Source organism: Chroococcidiopsis sp. CCNUC1, assembly GCF_023546805.1.
Classification (GTDB): domain Bacteria; phylum Cyanobacteriota; class Cyanobacteriia; order Cyanobacteriales; family Chroococcidiopsidaceae; genus Chroococcidiopsis; species Chroococcidiopsis thermalis.
Genome location: NZ_CP097480.1, coordinates 3,611,869 through 3,628,473 on the forward strand (window position 1 = coordinate 3,611,869; position 16,605 = coordinate 3,628,473).

The window sequence follows — 16,605 nt, forward strand, 5'->3', positions numbered from 1 at the left end:
CCATTTTTCAGGCGGTTGAATTAAAGAGGCGCTCGCGCTTGTCTCTTCCCTCGAAAAAGGGGAAACAAAGCCCCCCTTTTTAAGGGGGGTTGGGGGGATCTTCTGCGGCGTAGTCAATAAAAAACGCCTGCTACTGGATGAGAATTGTCACCTCTTCGGCTTTGGTATGCAAAGCTTTCTTCACCTGATGCCCGATCTTTTCAATCAGCTCGTCAAAAGCCTGCGGCTCTTGGGTCATTTTTTCCCTCAGACTTGACTCTAGTTCGGGCTTCATTGTGTTACAGATACTATCTATTGTTTTATCTCCCAATGCCACAAAACGAATCCAACCAGGAATATCCAACTTTTCCTTAATCGCGTCTTCAATTTTCTCCCGATTTAGCCCCACTCCTCCACCAACGAGAGCTGCACCATAAACTAGTGCGATCGGCACGACTAAATGCCCAGTTAAGAGTAGAGCGATAATGCTACCGATAGTACCACTGCCAATGACCAAATTAATCGTAAATGCCACTGCATCGGCAAGGATAGCATCGCCTATGGGTAAGTCAGGATTGACTAGAGTTGGGTCGATGCCACTTTCTAACCTTAAACTGCTTCTAGGAATTTGAAACTGACGACAAATCGGATCGGTTCGCTCGGCTATTTCAGGTTGAATGCTGCTGTTGAACCAAGTCACGCATTTATTATCGATTAGTTGCCGACCGCGATCGCTTTTCAACCACTGTTCTGCTTGGCTTTTCATCCAACTTTCCAGCTCTGCCAGAGTGCGGATTTGACCGTTTTTCCAGTTTTTTAAGCCAGGTTTGACGGCATTTTCAATCAAAGCTTCCGATAATGGCTGAGTTATTAGCTCAATTAGGCTTGGAATATTTCTGGCGATCGCCTCTTTCAACTGGTGCGAGTCGTATAGTTTGTCAACTTCTGCTTTAAATGCACTAGCACGTAGTTCCCATCTTCCTACCCGTGCTAGACCCAATGCAATGCATCGTTCTGGTTCTGGATCGGGACGAACTTGAGTTTCGGGTTCGGGAAAAATTTCTTCGCAAATTTGGCGCGTAAAACTCATGCGAGATGCGCCACCCGTCATCAATAAAACTTTGGGCGTTACCCCAAGTTTTTCTAGCTTTTCCTTTGCTTCATTAATTGCTTGACGATACGACTCTTGCCAACTTTTATTTCCTAGTTCGGGTAGGGGCTGGTTTAAAATTTCTGTGATAATTTGCTGGTTGACTTTAGGAATAAAAAAAATCTGTTCGTTAATCGACTCAAAACCGCGTGCGAAGGATTGAGAATCGTTGTATATCTGTTCATTAGAAAAGTAATCTTCTTTCGCTTTACGACAGGCAAGTTCGCACCGCGATCGATGATGGGGGTATTCTGCAAATACTTTTTCTAGTAGAACTTTCTGTTCGTGGTTAGCAAGAGTACGAGCAAAAATCGCTTGGTCGATCAAACTAGCTCCTAAAGCATTACTGCCAAAATCTAGTGGAATTTCGTGAAAGCTTTTAACTAAGGTAAAATCTGTAGTTGAAGAACCAATATCGACAATTAGCACTGATGATTTGAGCTGGTCGTAGCCAAACTTACCGACTTCTTTGGCTTGCATGAAAGCAGCTCGCGATTCGGGTACGACACTTAATAATGGGATGCCAGTTGACTCTAATAGATGTTGATATTTCTCTCGCTCTTCCAACGACCATCCTGAAGGACATCCAACATAGAAGTGACTGTTAATTCCACCTTCAATCTGTTTGCTTTCTTTCAGCAGGCGATAGTAAGTTTCTAAAAATCGACGAATTGTCTCTCTAGAATTAAGATCGTCATCTGGTTTTTGCTTAAAAGCAATTGTCAGTTGAGTCACGCCAGCTTGAATTAATGCTTGTTCTCCTACAAGATAGCCGAGATCGGGATGCCATCCAAGTGCGGTAATTTGGTTCTTTTTATGATTTATTTCTAGCATCTGAGGAGACTCAATACTTTGAGCTGGTGCTTTAGCTACAGCTGTTTCACCATGTCCCAAATCGAAACCAATGATTTCGGAAACTTTCACGTTCATACTATTATTTATATTCAATATTTAATCTCAATCTCGCTCGAATTTGAATGCAATTTTAGACCGACTCACGATGACACAATATTTTCATTTTCGGTCATAGAACGAGCTGGCTCAATGACTCGACCGCGTAGCAGCAGGCGATCGCCCTTCCATAAGGCAGGAGTTATAGTAATGTATTCTTGAGCCGAGCGGTCTATATTTGGCTCAAAGTCAAAATACTCACGGCGGCTAGATTCGTCTTGCGATCGATACATCTGAATTCTAATTCCCTGCTCTATTAAAATTTGTGGCAGAAGTTTCACGAGTTCGAGCGTCATTTGCGGTCGATCTAGAAATGACGCGCCACTGAGTCTTTGTAAAAAATTTAAAAGTTCTGGTAATTCTTCTATGCCACTAGCATCAATTGTCTTATTGTTTTCCGAAGCTGCAACGGCAAGATCGATAGTATTTAGGGCATCGCCTAAACTATTTAAAAGGGCAGATTTATCGACCTGCACTTTTGATGGAAGGAATTCCTTCAGCACAGCAGAATCTAAGCGATTTTCTTGGCTGGCATTGAGTTGAAATACCACTTCTAGTCCGACTAGCAGAAAGAGCAACAAAATTGCAATCCAGACTTGCGAAGAATTTGAATACGATGAGAATAACGCTCCTAAAATGCCGATACAACTGAGTCCTTGTAGCAGTTTTAAAATCAAGTTTTTTGGAGAAAGCTTAGAAGTTCGACTAACAATTTGTCCCTGTTCTGTACTAGAGGCTTGCGTATAGTCGATCGCACTCAGAGTATTTAGAGACTGCCGCAGCACTTCTAAAAAAAAGGAAGCCAAACGCACCTGAGCGATACTGAGTTCGCCAACATAACTTCTTTCAAGTTCATCAAGTCGGTTCTGCACCACCTTAACTACTTGCTCTAAGCTAGTCGCTCTCTCGATTTCTGAGTGTAGATCGCTGCGGCTTTCGTTAAAAAGTGTTGTGAGTGTCTTCATTGTGCTAGACGAGGCTTGGGGGCTAGATTGCCTCTCTAAAAACGGTAACTTCTTCAATAGGCTGACGACCACTAACTCTAGGGTTACTTTTATCAGTCGGTGTGTTAGGGAAGATTTAGGGGGCGATCGCATTGCAGCTTGGACATTTGGCAATACAGTTCAGTTAAAAGAAAGTATTAGATCCTCGAAGATCCCCCTAGCCCCCCTTTCTCAAGGGGAATAATGCCCCCCTTATTAAGGTGGGTTGGGGGATCGTCTTATCTGAACTGTATTGGAACATATGGGACAAATAATAAGGGGTGCAGTTTTAGAAATGCACCCCGGGTTTAGTATAGAGATTTAAATTTAGAATTGAACCGTTGTTACTTATATCTTCAAAACTCGCCAGCTCGATTCCAGAAAATCTAGTCTGAGTTGATAAGTTGACAAATTGGGTGTCGCGATCGCTTTGTGTAGCTTGTGAGTAAACATACTCAAATTGTGTCCTAAAGAACCCTGACCTCTGGTGGAGGTAGTGGGAGTAAAGTTATAGGCATAGTAGAACTGCTTTGTACTTTTGGCAAAAACCAATGACTACGAGCAATTCGCATCTAGATGCACTATTGCAGCGCTCAAACCCCCTCATTCAGGTGTTTGCAGATGACGGCAGATTTCCTAATAATGAAAAACTTCCTCTAGTTCTGTACCAAAATGCGGTGAAGTTACCCCAATATGGTAGGGATGGACGGCTAGCCAAATACTGGCATTTACAGCAAGCAAAGGTATGAGTCATGAGCCAGATAATAATCCCAAATACAGAGTTTTACACTTGGAAAAACTACCGCTGCGCTTACGAACACTACCCCACAGAAGCTCAAGATAGCACTCCTTTGCTACTCATTCACCCGATTGGAGTTGGCTTATCGCGTCGATTTTGGCATCGCTTCTGTCAAGCTTGGTATCAAAGCGGACACAATAATCCGATTTACAATCCCGACCTCCTCGGCTGCGGTGAGAGCGAGATGCCACATATCGCCTACACTCCGGCTGATTGGGCTGCGCAGTTGCAACATTTTCTGCAAACAGTCATCCAAAAACCCGTCACCTTGGTCGTGCAAGGGGCGCTGCTACCTGTAGCGCTTGAAACCGTCCGGTTGCAAACTCAACCAAATCTCATCCAAAAATTGGTATTGGCTAGCCCTCCAGCGATCGCACTCGTGACTCAACCAACAGGAATGAGGCAGCAAAAACTGACATGGAATTTGCTAGATTCGCCCCTTGGCACTGCTTTTTATTTTTATGCTCGCAGACCGCAGTTTTTGAGTTCTTTCTCGACCCGTCAGCTATTTGCTAGTAGCGATCGCGTCGATAGTGAATGGTTGGATCTGTTGGTCAAAGGTGCGGCAAATCCCGCCAGCCGTTATGCAGTCTTTTCCTTCTTAGCGGGTTTCTGGCGACAGAATTATCGAGATGCGATCGCGGCGATCGCTCAACCAACATTGGTTGTTGTAGGCGATCGAGCATCGAGTATCAGTAAAGACAAGCAGGATACGCCAGATCGACGATTAGCCGATTATCTTAAGTGTTTGCCTCAAGCTAAAGGTGTCAAGATTTCCGGTCGCAATGTCTTGCCCTATGAGTCAACGACTGATTTTATTGCGACATTAGCAGCATTTGAACCTTAGTCAATCCAATTCGGAAGTACTGAGAGGGAGCATTTATGCATATTCATCATCTTAATTGCGGTTGTATGTGTCCGTTGGGCGGAGCGCTATTTGACGGCTTCAGTCGGGGTCTGAGTGCTTGTCTCGTCTGCCACTGCCTGCTAGTCGAGACAGAACAGGGACTTGTCTTGATTGACACAGGCTTTGGTCAGCGCGATCTTGAAGCGCCTTACTCGCGACTTAGCCCATTCTTCATTCAAGTTAATAACATTCAATTCGATCGCAAATATACAGCGCTCCACCAGCTCGAACAACTCGGTTTTAGTGCAAATGACGTGCGCCATATTGTCGTAACCCATCTCGATTTCGACCATGCTGGCGGTTTAGAAGATTTTCCCGAAGCAACCGTACATGTGATGCAGGCTGAGATTGAGGCTACCCAGTCAAGGCGCGGTTTCATTGCCAGCCGACGCTATCGTCCCAATCAGTGGGATGAGGTCAAAAGCTGGAAGTATTATTCTGCTGGGGGTGAACCTTGGTTTGGCTTTGAGGCAGTGCGTAACCTTGAGGGACTACCACCAGAAATCCTGATGATTCCGCTCGCCGGTCACACCCGGGGTCATGCTGGGATTGCGATCGACACCCCCGAAGGCTGGCTGCTTCATGCAGGCGATGCCTACTTTTATCGACACGAGATGGGTTCGCCCCAGCGTCGCTGCACGCCTGGTCTGCGCGCCTACCAGTGGATGATGGAAGTCGATCGCCAAGCTCGAATCTACAACCAACAACGGTTACACGCACTGTCGCTCGATCGCAGCAAAGACGTGCGCCTCTTTTGCAGTCACGACGCTGTTGAGTTTGAGACATTCGCCAAGCGATCGAATAATTGAGCCAGACAATTTCAATCACAAATCATCCGTGACTTTGCTCGATCAGATCGTCTAGTTCTGCCTGCATGTGGCTGCAAACCCTTTGGTAGCAAGCATCTACATAGTCGCGATCGCGTGCGGCGCTACGACCGTAACGCTCGAATACAACTGGCGCGCAGACGCGAGTATGAATCTGAACGGGGAAGGGAAAATTGGGAATTGGACCGATTCCCACACCCCAAGGTAGCCCCAGAAAAATTGGAAACACACCTGTATTCCCGTCGAGTGACCAGGGAAAACCCCACTCCTGTAGCTGCTTCACCTGCGAGTAAAGATCGGTCAAGATAATGAGAGTTTCATGAGCGCCGCGGGAGACAAGCGGTACAATTGGTGCTGATTCGATCAGAGCTAACTTAATAAACGCCTTATTATTTGCTAGATGAATTTGGTTCCGCATTGCATAGGGACGAAACAAATCTTCTGCCCCGCCTGGGTAAACAAGTAGTGCTGCATCCTTTGAGAGTGCCGCACGAGCCATTTTTGGATGAGCTATAATTGCTCCAACCTGCGAACCTGGTCGAGCGAAAATCGGCGTTTGCCAAGCAGAGGGATGCATTAAGGCGTAGGCTAATCGTTCGTAGCCAAACCGACTAAACCAGTCATACAAAAACATTGATGTATCTGGGGAAGCCAAACCCCCATTATGAGAACCAACCAGCAACACCTTACCTGTTGATGGGATATGATGCCAGCCATCGGTTTGAACTTGGAAATAGTTATGGTAAAACCATTTCCAGATCGGCATCCAAGCTTTTATCGCTTCAGGGTTGCGTTCTGATAAAGACCAACCATCGAATCTAGGCTTAGAAGTTGTGGCGCTATGGCTTTTCGTACCTGTGACAATGCCGATCTTTTCCAGTAAATCGGAGAGTTGTTGAGAGATTTGGTCATTACTGCCCCAGTTATGTCTAAATGTGTTCAAAATGATTCCAATAGATAGCTATAGCCCTTAATCATTCTATACATACCACTCAGTCATATTAACAGCGATCGCATTTTTACCTCTGTTCGTCGCGGTCTGCATAGTCTCAAAAGGTGCTAGCAGTCTAGCCCAACAACAAGCACTCCTAATTTTCAGTTTAGATAAATCGATTGCCGACTAGCTTAGCTGTATGAAATTGTTTTTGCATCCACGTATACCCCTTATCAATGCAATTCGGACAAGCTTCGCCACAGGTTTCTCCACATTCATTGCATAAAATTATTGTTGCTTCTTTTCTCTCGAAATCTCGCTGACAGAAATAGCAACGCTGATATTTTCGAGAAAAGCTTCTGTGTTCGATTTGAAATTTTATCATCTTAACCTTACTTAACTAAATTAGTTTACAAAGTATTGTGTCGTGTTAAAAACAGCACGTTTTACAAAAAATACTTGTCCTCATGGCAAGCAGGCAAAAGGCTTATATTTATTAAGCTTACAAACGACTTGTCTACAGTTACGTTTAAGAAAATGTATGACTTCAGTTCTAGTTTGTATGACTTGTTTACGTTATTTATAGCAATTCTCGATCGCGTGCATGGATAGGGGCGCACAGCGGTGCGCCCTTACAGCCTGTGTATTTCGCTCAAGACTGACATTACTTATTATTTAGCCCGTCAAAAGAATTGTTAAGTCTTTTTTCAAAGATTCTTTATTGATAGTCGGTAACAGCCTCTTTTTGACGGCGAAAACTTATAAGAATGTAATGAGCGTTGCCCCTAAGTAGGTGACAAAATATTCGATTAAAAAGTTAAAAGTGTTATTTTGCTCAAAAAACTCAACTATTGGGATATGCCAGAGATATATCCACATACTATTCTGGGCAATAAATAAAATCCAAAACTCTAATTTTTTGAACTTCCCGATAATTGGAATAAATTTGTCTGCTACTAGGTAAGCTAAAACAGTCATACCCATAGCATAGGAAAGATAATACGCCGAAGGTGGATACTTATGAGTCTGTGTATTAACTAATTCGCCCCGTTGGATAAAGTAAACTATTCCCAAAGCAGCAAAGGTTAAGAGAAAAAATCCCGCTAAAATAAAACATTGCTCTTTTCTCAATTGCGGGATCCGAATGCCGACAGCAAAAATCAACGAAAATGCGATTCCATAATAGACAAACAACGATACATTTTCTCCGAAATTGGTAGTTGTGTATGGCAAAGTTAGAGCTAGAAGCAATTCATAGAGTAAATACGAAAAGATTAAAAGGGAGAAATAAACTCTATGGTTTTTGACTCTTTGATTCACTCTTGAAATAAAAGGAGCTGTGAGAGCGACTAAAAGAAATACTCGAATTATCCAAACATAGCCAATTCCCTCTGTCAGGGTGTAGCTATCTAATATAACTTCTGGAGGAATTAACGCGGTCTTTCCTAAGAGTGACAATCCAGTATTCGCTAAAAAGTAGAAAGATAAGAAAAGCCAAACGGGAAAGAGTAATCGTTTAATTCTTTTCCAGAGATAACTTTGATAAGATTCTACTTTTCGGGATTGTGTAAATGCTAGTCCAGAAACTACGACCATTAAAACTACATCAAAGTTTCTGAGCTGAGCCAGCCAAATTGGTGGATCGACGTGAGCGAGAATAATCAGAGATAAACCTAAAAATCTCAAGAAGTCTATTTTGATGTCTCTCATTTTCGAGCATTTCCTATAGACGTAACTACATTATTAGGCTAATTCCACCCAGTCTACAGCACCTCTTTATGTACTGAGACAATAGATAAACAATCTAAGTTTTGAGAAGAAATCGATCGCGCTGCATGTTTGCTACACATGTTATCGAAATTTTTGCGATCGCAATCGCAAATTGCAAAAAGTTTTCTCTTCTTTACACTTTTCTGAGATAGCGATGAACGTTCGCTTAACGATACGATCGCGTTCAAAAATTGCTGTACGAGCGAAACGGTTCTTGCAACTAAGCTATGCAAAAAGCGCATAATTCAAATTCAGACAAGTGACAATTTCTCAGAATTGCGATCGCTGACTTAAACTCAAAACACAACGATTGAGTAAAACAGCAACGACTGTGTAGCGATCCCCAAACTGCGGTTGAGGCTGTTATTCTCTGAGAGACAAACGTAGATATGTAACAATTTAGAATTTTCTGTTCAGAAATGTTGCTGTCCTTCGATCCCGTTGTTAAGAAGGTATGGTGTGCGCACACAACTAACTCGGTAAATCCCAAATTCAAGGAGGTTGTGTCATGGTAGATTCAATCGCGCTCCCAGTAGCAGTGTTAATCCTCGGTTGGCTCTTAGCTGCCGCTATTGGTTCTTGGGCTTACTTTGCTGGCAGCAACAATGAAAATAACAAGTCGTTTCGCCTGCCTAAATTCGTCATAAAGCGATAAGCGATCGGCAATTATGGTAGAAAGTTTCCCACGTCCTTCGTAGAGGCTGGGAAACTTTACAGCAACTCTTCATCTGGTAGCACCTGTTGATGGTGCATTGGCAGTGTAATAATGAATGTTGCTCCTTGTCCCGCCGTACTTGCAGCTGTAATACTACCTCCATGCCGTTCGGCAATCTTGCGGCAAATTGCCAACCCCATGCCCGTACCTTCGTACTGACTGCGACCGTGTAGGCGTTGAAATGTCTGAAAAATTCGCTCTTGATACTTTAGCTCAAACCCAATTCCATTGTCTGCCACTATTACTTGACACGCCGCGACATCCTCTGAGTTCTCTGCTTCGCTCTGGAGTGGAGCGACCAGTTGGCTATAAATCTTGACTACTGGTGGTGTGTGAGGACGATGAAATTTCAGTGCATTTCCGATGAGATTCTGAAACAGTTGTCGCATTTGTACTGGGTCAGCATCAATGGTGGGTAGCTTGTCAACTTCTACTTTTCCTCCTGTCTGTTGCAACCGCACTTCCAAGTCAGACAATACCTCTTGCACCACTTGTTCTAAATTCGTTGCTACGAATGGCTGCGATCTGGTGGCAATCCGTGCAAAAACGAGCAAGTCATCAATCAAGCTTTGCATCCGACCGACAGCGCTTTGCATTCGCTCGATATAATCTCGTCCCTGCGCTCCCAGTACTTCGCTAAATTTCTCTTTGAGCTGATTGCCAAAAACTTGAATCTTGCGTAGTGGTTCCTGTAAATCGTGGGAAGCAACAGAAGCAAATTGTTGCAGGTCGCTGTTGGACTGTGCTAAAAGTTGTTGCTGGCGTTTTAATTCCTTCTCCGTCTTTTGCCGTTCCTCCAGTTCGCTTTGCAACTGTTGATAAAGTTCCGCTTGCTGAAGTGCGATCGCCAACTGTGTTGCTAATTGTCGCAGCAAGTCAATTTCCCATTGCTGCCATTGTCGTGGTGCTGCACATTGATTCACGACAAGCAGTCCCCATAACTCTTCTGCTTGTAATATTGGTACTACTAAGTCTGCCTGAACTTGAAAATTCGCCAAAAACTCCACATAGCACTCGGTTAGCTCTCCAGCATAAATATCTGCTGTCGCCTGCACTCGACCTTTTTTGTATAATTCAACGTAAGTTGGAGCAAAACTCGGATCTTTAGGTCTGCTACCTAAAATTGATGTCCATTCAGGCGCTACAGATTCAACTATTACGACTCCACCCCAGTCTGGTTCAAAACGGTAAATAAACACTCGATCTGCTTGAAGCAACTGCCGCACTTCTACTACAGTTGTGTTTAGCACTGCCTCTAGTTGCAAGCTTTGCCGAATGCGCTGCGCTATTCTTGCTACCAATAGCTCTCGCTGAGTTTGCTGTTGTAATATCTCTGTCACCTGCTGTTCCCGTGCAGCACTTTCTAGCTCAACCAAGTGCTGACGCAGTGCGACCAGCTCTCGAATCAGTTGCTCTTTTGTCTTTTGCTCATCTTTCATTGCCATGAATTGACGAAAACAGCTCGATCCAATACTAGAAATCCATCGTTGAAATTAGCAAGTAACAACGATCCTAGCTTTTGGCTGCCGCTATTTAGTGTCAAGTTTTATATAGTTGTGGCAAGGGTAACAGACCGCTCCAAATATCGGTAGTTAGATGAATTGCTGGAATTTAGGGTGGATCTAGGCGATCGCTAAACTACAAGTATTACTCGACAAACCATTCCTGATAGATAGCAACTAAATTCCGATTTTTTTCGCGTATAGCCCTTACTCTAATACGTATGATTAGAGCGTCAATCCGCATTTTACAAGCTCGAAGCCGCATCATCTTTGCTTCAAAGCGTAGATTAGACAAATCGTCTTTCTTCTGGGAATACTCATCTTGAGAGAAATCAGACACGATCTCGTACCACCTTTTTACTCAAAAATGATTTTGAAAATTTATCTTTTATGAAATACCAAAGGATAATTGTCCAGTGCTAAACGTGGAAAAAGTATTATTTTATTACCTGCTTAAGTATTTACAGCTAGAACTAGAGGAGTTTATTTCATTTTTTGCAAAATTTAGTTGCTGCCTAAATTATTCTTGAAACGCTAGCCTCGTTTACTACTTCATTCAAACTCTATTTATAAAACTATAAATAGGGTCGAGCTTCCACCTTGATTATTCTTGCCAATACATCAATTGTTAAATACCAAAGAGTAATTTATATATCCCTAAAGAGATAGCTTTTAGAACAAAAATTTGTTGTACAACATACATATCGCACATACATATTGCATTGCTCGCTTCTAGCTTCTGAGTGTAAATCTATACTTATCTTTTTGCACTGTTCATATGAATATCTTGCCTAATACTAAATGTTTAATACGCTACTTCGAGCTAAATTTAGTGCGTTATTCTCAATTGCTAAAGTTTAGACGCAGCAGTAACTAAGAGATGTCTTGTATTAACGAGTACAAAGCCGCTTAATATTACGCTCTGACCCTGGATAGAAGAAGAAAAATAAGAATTATAGAAACCTAAAAAGCAATTAATAATTTTTTCCCCAAAGCTCATGGGTAAAAGTATTTTGAATGGAGATGTTATGGGATATACAATTATTGCTAACACTTGTGAAGGTATTGGCGATTGCATTGATGCCTGCCCCGTTGCCTGTATTTATCCAGGTTCAGGCAAAAATGCCAAAGATACTGATTGGAACTGGATTGACTTTACTAGCTGCATTGACTGCGGTATTTGTCTGCAAGTATGCCCTGTAGAAGGAGCAATTCTTTCAGAAGAACGACCAGATTTGCAAAAAACTAATGCGTGATTTCATAATGCGTAAATTGGCGCGAAGCAACTCGACTTATTGGCTTCTGACTTGCTGCCAAACCTTTTTAATCAAAGTTTCCTCTTGAGGCGAACGAACTAATTTTTGCAGTAATGGTGCAACTCGATTGGCTTCTGCTGCTGGTACTCCAGCGCGGATAAGGTTCCTGACAAGAATCTGTTCCTGCACTGGATCTCTACCTTGAGCAGTCAGTTGCAAGTATTCCTCATCACTCATGCCTAGATCGAAAATTTCCGCCATAAATGCTTAGCCAACTCTTGTGCTTACCTCTTATGTAGAAGCGTTAAAACCTTATCCACTTTACCCAGGCTGAATACAAGTCCTCTTCTACAACTCCTCGCTTTCCAGAAGTTTCAGCGTAATCTACCAGTACTTTCAGTGTCGTTGTATAAACACCATTAAGTATTTCGTGTCCGTAACCAATGACTTTACCGATGTGCCCTGTCTTTTGATGAAGCACATACTCTCCAATGCCGAACATAAATTTCTATTCTTTTGGTGAAGTTAGTGAAGCACCTTTTCATCTCTTATGATGAAAAACTCTAAGTATTACAGCTTCATCCTTTCAGTCTGTTTTACCTAGACTGAAGATATATTTTAGGTTGAGAAAAAATTGTATTTTTGAATACAAAATATAGCGATGCCTTTGGCGGTTCGCAAAGCGACCATCTCACTTTGCTAAGGCTTCAGCCAAGTTACAGACGTAGTGAGAAAATTGCTGATATTCAAGCTTACGAATCGATCCCTTGTTTCGTGCGGCAGCGAAGACGTACAAACAACGAGTGATTGGTATTGTATTTAGCGTTACAACTAAACTTTAGATCGAGCTAACTCCTTTGATAGAAACCTTTTTCAAGCAGTTGGTTCTATAGAAAGATGCAGTCACTAATCAATATTTGAAACTATGGCAATACATGTGTTACTAAAAAACCACTAAACAATCATGCGATCGCCAGACAACCAAACACCAAACACTGAAACCCCCGACTCCCCCAAGGATACATCTCCTGAAATAGACAACCGCGAAACTGCGCGCCCAGATCCGGCATCGAAAACCCCTCCTGCTTTAGCAAACGACACAACTTCTCACATTAATCCTGACTCGAAATCTGAACCGATAACTCAGGTACAAGCAGATAGCGTACTAACCCGCGAGCAACTGCCTAATACCAAGTTTCGTATCACTCTCAGCATAGTGACTCTAGCAATTCTCGTTTTTATTGCTGCTCTCTACTTCGGCATCATTAACCCTTAGCTGAGTTCGACTCAAAAGTAGTGTCAAAATCTAATATTTAAGCTAATTTTCTCCTCCTTTCCTACCCGCCTGCGATATAACCCTGGCGGTTTTTCTTGCACCAATAAAGTAAAAATCCTAGAAAGCTAACCAGTGCCCAATCAGAGAAGAAAAACTATACCAGTTCTGTCTCTTTTAGGAAAGCTATCTAGGACAGTAAGTCTGCATGAGGCAGAGAATTCACTTATTTATAGATTAACTAAATGTATTAGAAGCTCAACACTAACTAAAGAAAGAGATAGTTGTTAAAAAGTTATGTTTATATGGATACAAGTTGCTGTTAGAAAACGACACGAATTTTTACTAATTTCAAGACCGCTCTTCGTCGGTATAGGTAGTAGAGATATATTAACATAAGTCTCTAAAAAATAGTATTTTACCTAATTGAGAAAAGCAAGAAATACTCATAATAAAAAACCCTACCTATAAGATAGAAATAGGTTGGGTTTTATGTAGAGACGCTACATCTAACGTTCGTAAAGTCTCAATTAAACATGTATTTCTCCTCTACAACCTCAACCAAATTTACCAGCGGTTGAAGCAATGAGAAAAGCGCCATAGGTAAGGATGTAGCCAACCGCAAAGTGAACTAAACCAACCAGGCGACCTTGAACAATAGACATAGCTACAGGCTTGTCTTTCCAACGAATTAGGTTGGCTAGAGGTGTCCGCTCGTGCGCCCAGACCAAAGTTTCGATCAACTCTTGCCAGTAACCGCGCCAAGAGATCAGGAACATGAAACCAGTTGCCCATACCAGGTGTCCGAATAAGAACATCCAAGCCCAGACAGATAAGTTATTCATGCCGTATGGGTTATAGCCGTTAATCAACTGAGCCGAGTATAGCCAGAGATAATCGCGCAGCCAACCCATGAGGTAGGTAGAAGACTCGTTGAACTGAGCCACGTTACCTTGCCAAATACCTAAGTGCTTCCAGTGCCAGTAAAACGTCACCCAACCAGCAGTATTGAGTCCCCAGAAAGCAGCTAAGTAGAAGGAGTCCCAAGCGGAGATATCGCAAGTGCCACCCCGACCGGGACCATCGCAAGGGAAGGCATAACCGAAGTCTTTCTTATCGGGCATCAGTTTGGAACCACGGGCATCCAACGCACCTTTGACCAAAACCAAAACAGTAGTATGGATCGCCAAAGCAAAGGCATGGTGTACTAAAAAGTCACCAGGACCAATGGTCAAGAACAGAGAGTTCGTGGTGTTGTTGATCGCCTCATACCAACCTGGTAAATAGGTCGCGCCAGCTGTGGAAGCAATGCTATCGGGATTTGATAACAGAGTGTTAAAGCCATATAGAACTTTACCGTGGGAAGCCTGAATGAACTGTGCGAACACTGGTTCAATCAGAATTTGCTTTTCGGGAGTTCCGAAGGCAACCACTACGTCGTTGTGGACGTAAATCCCTAGAGTGTGGAAGCCTAAGAAGAGAGACACCCAAGATAAGTGGGAGATAATCGCTTCTTTGTGCTTCAAGACGCGATCGAGAACGTTACCCTTATTTTGTTCTGGGTCGTAGTCGCGTACCCAGAAGATCCCCGCATGGGCGAACGCTCCTATCATAAAGGCGATCGCAATGTACTGGTGGTGCGTGTACAGCGCTGCTTGAGTCGTAAAATCTTGCCCGATGAAGGCGTAGGGAGGCATGGCGTACATGTGCTGTGCCACCAAAGAAAGCGCCGTTCCTAACGCTGCTAAGTGAATAGACAGTTGGAAGTGCAGCGAGTTGTTATAGGTGTCGTACAGCCCTTGGTGAGGCAAGTTGAACTGACCTTCTGTTTCAATCCCAAAGAAGTTCTTAGCATTGAGCATCTCTTTGATGCTGTGACCGATCCCAAAGTTGGTGCGGTATTGGTGTCCGGCAATGATAAATATGACTGCGATCGCCAAGTGGTGATGTGCCATATCCGTCAGCCACAAGGACTGGGTTTGGGGATGGAAACCACCCAAGAAAGTCAGAATTGCAGTTCCTGCGCCCTCTGACGTGCCGAATACGTGGTTCGCCGTGTCGGGACTAACAGCATAAGCACCCCAGTCCCCAGTGAAAAATGGTCTCAATCCCTCTGGGTGTGGCGGAGTGGTGAGGAAATTACTCCAACCGACGTGCTGACCGCGAGATTCGGGAATCGCAACGTGAATTAGGTGTCCAGCCCAAGCCAGAGAGCTAACGCCAAATAGCCCTGCTAGGTGGTGGTTGAGGCGAGGCTCGGCACTCTTGAACCACGAAAGACTGGGACGGAATTTAGGTTGTAAGTGTAGCCAGCCAGCGTATAGGAACAGAGACGCTAGCAGTAGCAGGAATACAGCGCCCATATAGAGGTCGCCATTTGTCCGCATCCCGATGGTGTACCACCAGTGATAAACCCCAGAGTAGGCAATGTTAACGGGATAGTTTACCCCACCTTGGGTAAAAGCATCGACTGCGGCTTTACCAAAGTGAGGATCCCAAATTGCGTGAGCAATGGGACGAACGTGCAGTGGATCTTTAATCCATTGCTCGAAATTGCCCTGCCAAGCAACGTGGAATAGCAAGCTAGATGTCCACAAAAAGATGATTGCCACTTGAGCAAAATGAGTCCCGAAGATCTTTTGATAAAGGTTCTCTTCGGTCATCCCATCGTGGCTTTCAAAGTCGTGAGCTTGAGCAATCCCATACCAAAGCCGACGAGTTGTCGGGTCTTGGGCGAGATCCTGGCTAAACTTAGGAAATTTTGTTGCCATGAATTTTACTCACATTTTCTCTAACTGCCGATTTGAGTTGAAGCGCGATCGCAATACTTTACTGTAAATCTACGCTTTTTTATTATTCAACTCAAGGGCAACATGAATTAGCGTCATGGTGTTTTACACCAGATAGATAACAACATTTTAGAGATAAATTGGTTAAAAAAGAAAACAATAAAAATTATTTTTAATATTTTTATTTATCTTTGCTGTATTTGCTTATTCGAGCATAAAAAGTTTGAATTGCTAAGTAAATAGCAATTCAAAAAATTGAGGTTTTGCTGTTACTGGCACAAAACACTTTGTGCTGTTCGAGCGTATTATTCTTGCTTCTTCCTATGGGTAATCAACAAGATAACTACTCTTCAAAGCTCAATCCTCTAACTAAGGAAAGAGATAAATCTCAAGTTTCATTGTGATAAAAATAACTAGAATATTTACCTAGCAACCCAGCTAATGTTCGCAGTCATTAAACTGAAATTTAAAAACCAGCGTCTCCTGAGACTTTATAGAAACTCCAACTTGAGTTTGCCAAGCTTCCCCAAGTTGATTTTTGAGAATCATAATTGAGCGCGCGTTCTACATCTGTCTCATAGTTCTGACACTTCCTAGTGAAACCGTAGTACAGCTCAAGCTTATTTCCTGTCTAGCTTCGAGCCACATTTCTAGCACCGGGCGATCGCCAAAGCAAACTAAGAGCTTTGTTTAGAGTTGTAACAATTTTCTGCAACAGTTAAGAAATATTGCCGTTACTTGCTGTAGTTGCTAACGTATGCATGACAGGA

14 protein-coding genes are annotated in these 16,605 nt (G+C 43.1%); 7 read left to right on the forward strand and 7 right to left on the reverse strand.

Annotation, left to right across the window (positions count from 1 at the left end; all coding sequences use genetic code 11):
• Positions 1 to 130 precede the first annotated feature (130 nt).
• Both M5J74_RS16840 and M5J74_RS16845 read right to left on the reverse strand, forming a co-directional pair.
• Positions 131 to 2,053, reverse strand: coding sequence for an Hsp70 family protein (locus tag M5J74_RS16840; RefSeq protein WP_371934051.1), 1,923 nt, complete (start codon positions 2,051 to 2,053; stop codon positions 131 to 133).
• A gap of 71 nt (positions 2,054 to 2,124) precedes the next feature.
• Positions 2,125 to 3,045: a hypothetical protein gene (locus M5J74_RS16845; protein WP_106168639.1), complete on the reverse strand. Its 921-nt coding sequence runs from the start codon at positions 3,043 to 3,045 to the stop codon at positions 2,125 to 2,127.
• Positions 3,046 to 3,614: 569 nt separating this feature from the next.
• Between M5J74_RS16845 and M5J74_RS16850 the strand changes: the two genes are divergently transcribed.
• The 3 genes from M5J74_RS16850 to M5J74_RS16860 are packed head-to-tail and all read left to right on the forward strand — an operon-like array spanning position 3,615 to position 5,578.
• Positions 3,615 to 3,812: a hypothetical protein gene (locus M5J74_RS16850; protein WP_015155235.1), complete on the forward strand. Its 198-nt coding sequence runs from the start codon at positions 3,615 to 3,617 to the stop codon at positions 3,810 to 3,812.
• Positions 3,813 to 3,815: 3 nt separating this feature from the next.
• Positions 3,816 to 4,709, forward strand: coding sequence for an alpha/beta fold hydrolase (locus M5J74_RS16855; protein WP_250012549.1), 894 nt, complete (start codon positions 3,816 to 3,818; stop codon positions 4,707 to 4,709).
• Between the two features lie 35 nt (positions 4,710 to 4,744).
• Positions 4,745 to 5,578 (forward strand): MBL fold metallo-hydrolase, encoded by an 834-nt coding sequence (locus M5J74_RS16860; RefSeq protein WP_250012550.1) that lies wholly within the window; start codon positions 4,745 to 4,747, stop codon positions 5,576 to 5,578.
• A 22-nt stretch (positions 5,579 to 5,600) separates the two neighbouring features.
• On the opposite strand, the gene M5J74_RS16865 is transcribed toward M5J74_RS16860, so the two are convergent.
• Both M5J74_RS16865 and M5J74_RS16870 read right to left on the reverse strand, forming a co-directional pair.
• Positions 5,601 to 6,539, reverse strand: coding sequence for a glycerol acyltransferase (locus M5J74_RS16865; protein ID WP_250012552.1), 939 nt, complete (start codon positions 6,537 to 6,539; stop codon positions 5,601 to 5,603).
• A gap of 750 nt (positions 6,540 to 7,289) precedes the next feature.
• On the reverse strand, positions 7,290 to 8,240 hold the full coding sequence (locus tag M5J74_RS16870; protein WP_250012553.1) for an acyltransferase: 951 nt from the start codon (positions 8,238 to 8,240) through the stop codon (positions 7,290 to 7,292).
• 568 nt (positions 8,241 to 8,808) lie between these two features.
• Here M5J74_RS16870 and M5J74_RS16875 point away from each other — a divergent pair.
• Positions 8,809 to 8,955 carry a hypothetical protein gene (locus tag M5J74_RS16875; RefSeq protein ID WP_015155240.1) on the forward strand — a complete coding sequence of 49 codons (147 nt, stop codon included), beginning with the start codon at positions 8,809 to 8,811 and terminating at the stop codon, positions 8,953 to 8,955.
• A 56-nt stretch (positions 8,956 to 9,011) separates the two neighbouring features.
• Here M5J74_RS16875 and M5J74_RS16880 read toward each other — a convergent pair whose 3' ends face one another.
• The gene (locus M5J74_RS16880; protein ID WP_250012555.1) at positions 9,012 to 10,460 is read right to left on the reverse strand and encodes an ATP-binding protein; all 1,449 of its coding nucleotides are present in this window, start codon (positions 10,458 to 10,460) and stop codon (positions 9,012 to 9,014) included.
• Positions 10,461 to 11,545: 1,085 nt separating this feature from the next.
• Between M5J74_RS16880 and M5J74_RS16885 the strand changes: the two genes are divergently transcribed.
• A complete protein-coding gene (locus M5J74_RS16885) occupies positions 11,546 to 11,773 on the forward strand; it encodes a 4Fe-4S binding protein (RefSeq protein ID WP_041463191.1) in 228 nt (75 codons plus the stop codon).
• A 36-nt stretch (positions 11,774 to 11,809) separates the two neighbouring features.
• Here the strand turns inward: M5J74_RS16885 and M5J74_RS16890 are convergent, their stop codons facing one another.
• Positions 11,810 to 12,034 carry a hypothetical protein gene (locus tag M5J74_RS16890; RefSeq protein WP_015155243.1) on the reverse strand — a complete coding sequence of 75 codons (225 nt, stop codon included), beginning with the start codon at positions 12,032 to 12,034 and terminating at the stop codon, positions 11,810 to 11,812.
• Between the two features lie 381 nt (positions 12,035 to 12,415).
• Here M5J74_RS16890 and M5J74_RS16895 point away from each other — a divergent pair, with 381 nt between their 5' ends.
• Together M5J74_RS16895 and M5J74_RS16900 are read left to right on the forward strand one after the other, a co-directional pair.
• Positions 12,416 to 12,580, forward strand: coding sequence for a hypothetical protein (locus M5J74_RS16895; RefSeq protein WP_158631830.1), 165 nt, complete (start codon positions 12,416 to 12,418; stop codon positions 12,578 to 12,580).
• A gap of 157 nt (positions 12,581 to 12,737) precedes the next feature.
• Entirely contained in the window at positions 12,738 to 13,049 is a 312-nt protein-coding gene (locus M5J74_RS16900) for a hypothetical protein (RefSeq protein WP_015155245.1), read from the forward strand.
• Between the two features lie 554 nt (positions 13,050 to 13,603).
• Here M5J74_RS16900 and psaB read toward each other — a convergent pair.
• Positions 13,604 to 15,817 carry a photosystem I core protein PsaB gene (gene psaB, locus M5J74_RS16905; protein WP_015155246.1) on the reverse strand — a complete coding sequence of 738 codons (2,214 nt, stop codon included), beginning with the start codon at positions 15,815 to 15,817 and terminating at the stop codon, positions 13,604 to 13,606.
• Positions 15,818 to 16,605 lie beyond the last annotated feature (788 nt).

Coding starts and splice junctions, on each gene's coding strand:
- M5J74_RS16845 (WP_106168639.1), bottom strand. CDS start 3,045: ATGAAGACACTCACAACACTTTTTAACGAAAGCCGCAGCGATCTACAC.
- M5J74_RS16850 (WP_015155235.1), top strand. CDS start 3,615: ATGACTACGAGCAATTCGCATCTAGATGCACTATTGCAGCGCTCAAAC.
- M5J74_RS16855 (WP_250012549.1), top strand. CDS start 3,816: ATGAGCCAGATAATAATCCCAAATACAGAGTTTTACACTTGGAAAAAC.
- M5J74_RS16860 (WP_250012550.1), top strand. CDS start 4,745: ATGCATATTCATCATCTTAATTGCGGTTGTATGTGTCCGTTGGGCGGA.
- M5J74_RS16870 (WP_250012553.1), bottom strand. CDS start 8,240: ATGAGAGACATCAAAATAGACTTCTTGAGATTTTTAGGTTTATCTCTG.
- M5J74_RS16875 (WP_015155240.1), top strand. CDS start 8,809: ATGGTAGATTCAATCGCGCTCCCAGTAGCAGTGTTAATCCTCGGTTGG.
- M5J74_RS16880 (WP_250012555.1), bottom strand. CDS start 10,460: ATGGCAATGAAAGATGAGCAAAAGACAAAAGAGCAACTGATTCGAGAG.
- M5J74_RS16885 (WP_041463191.1), top strand. CDS start 11,546: ATGGGATATACAATTATTGCTAACACTTGTGAAGGTATTGGCGATTGC.
- M5J74_RS16890 (WP_015155243.1), bottom strand. CDS start 12,034: ATGGCGGAAATTTTCGATCTAGGCATGAGTGATGAGGAATACTTGCAA.
- M5J74_RS16900 (WP_015155245.1), top strand. CDS start 12,738: ATGCGATCGCCAGACAACCAAACACCAAACACTGAAACCCCCGACTCC.
- psaB (WP_015155246.1), bottom strand. CDS start 15,817: ATGGCAACAAAATTTCCTAAGTTTAGCCAGGATCTCGCCCAAGACCCG.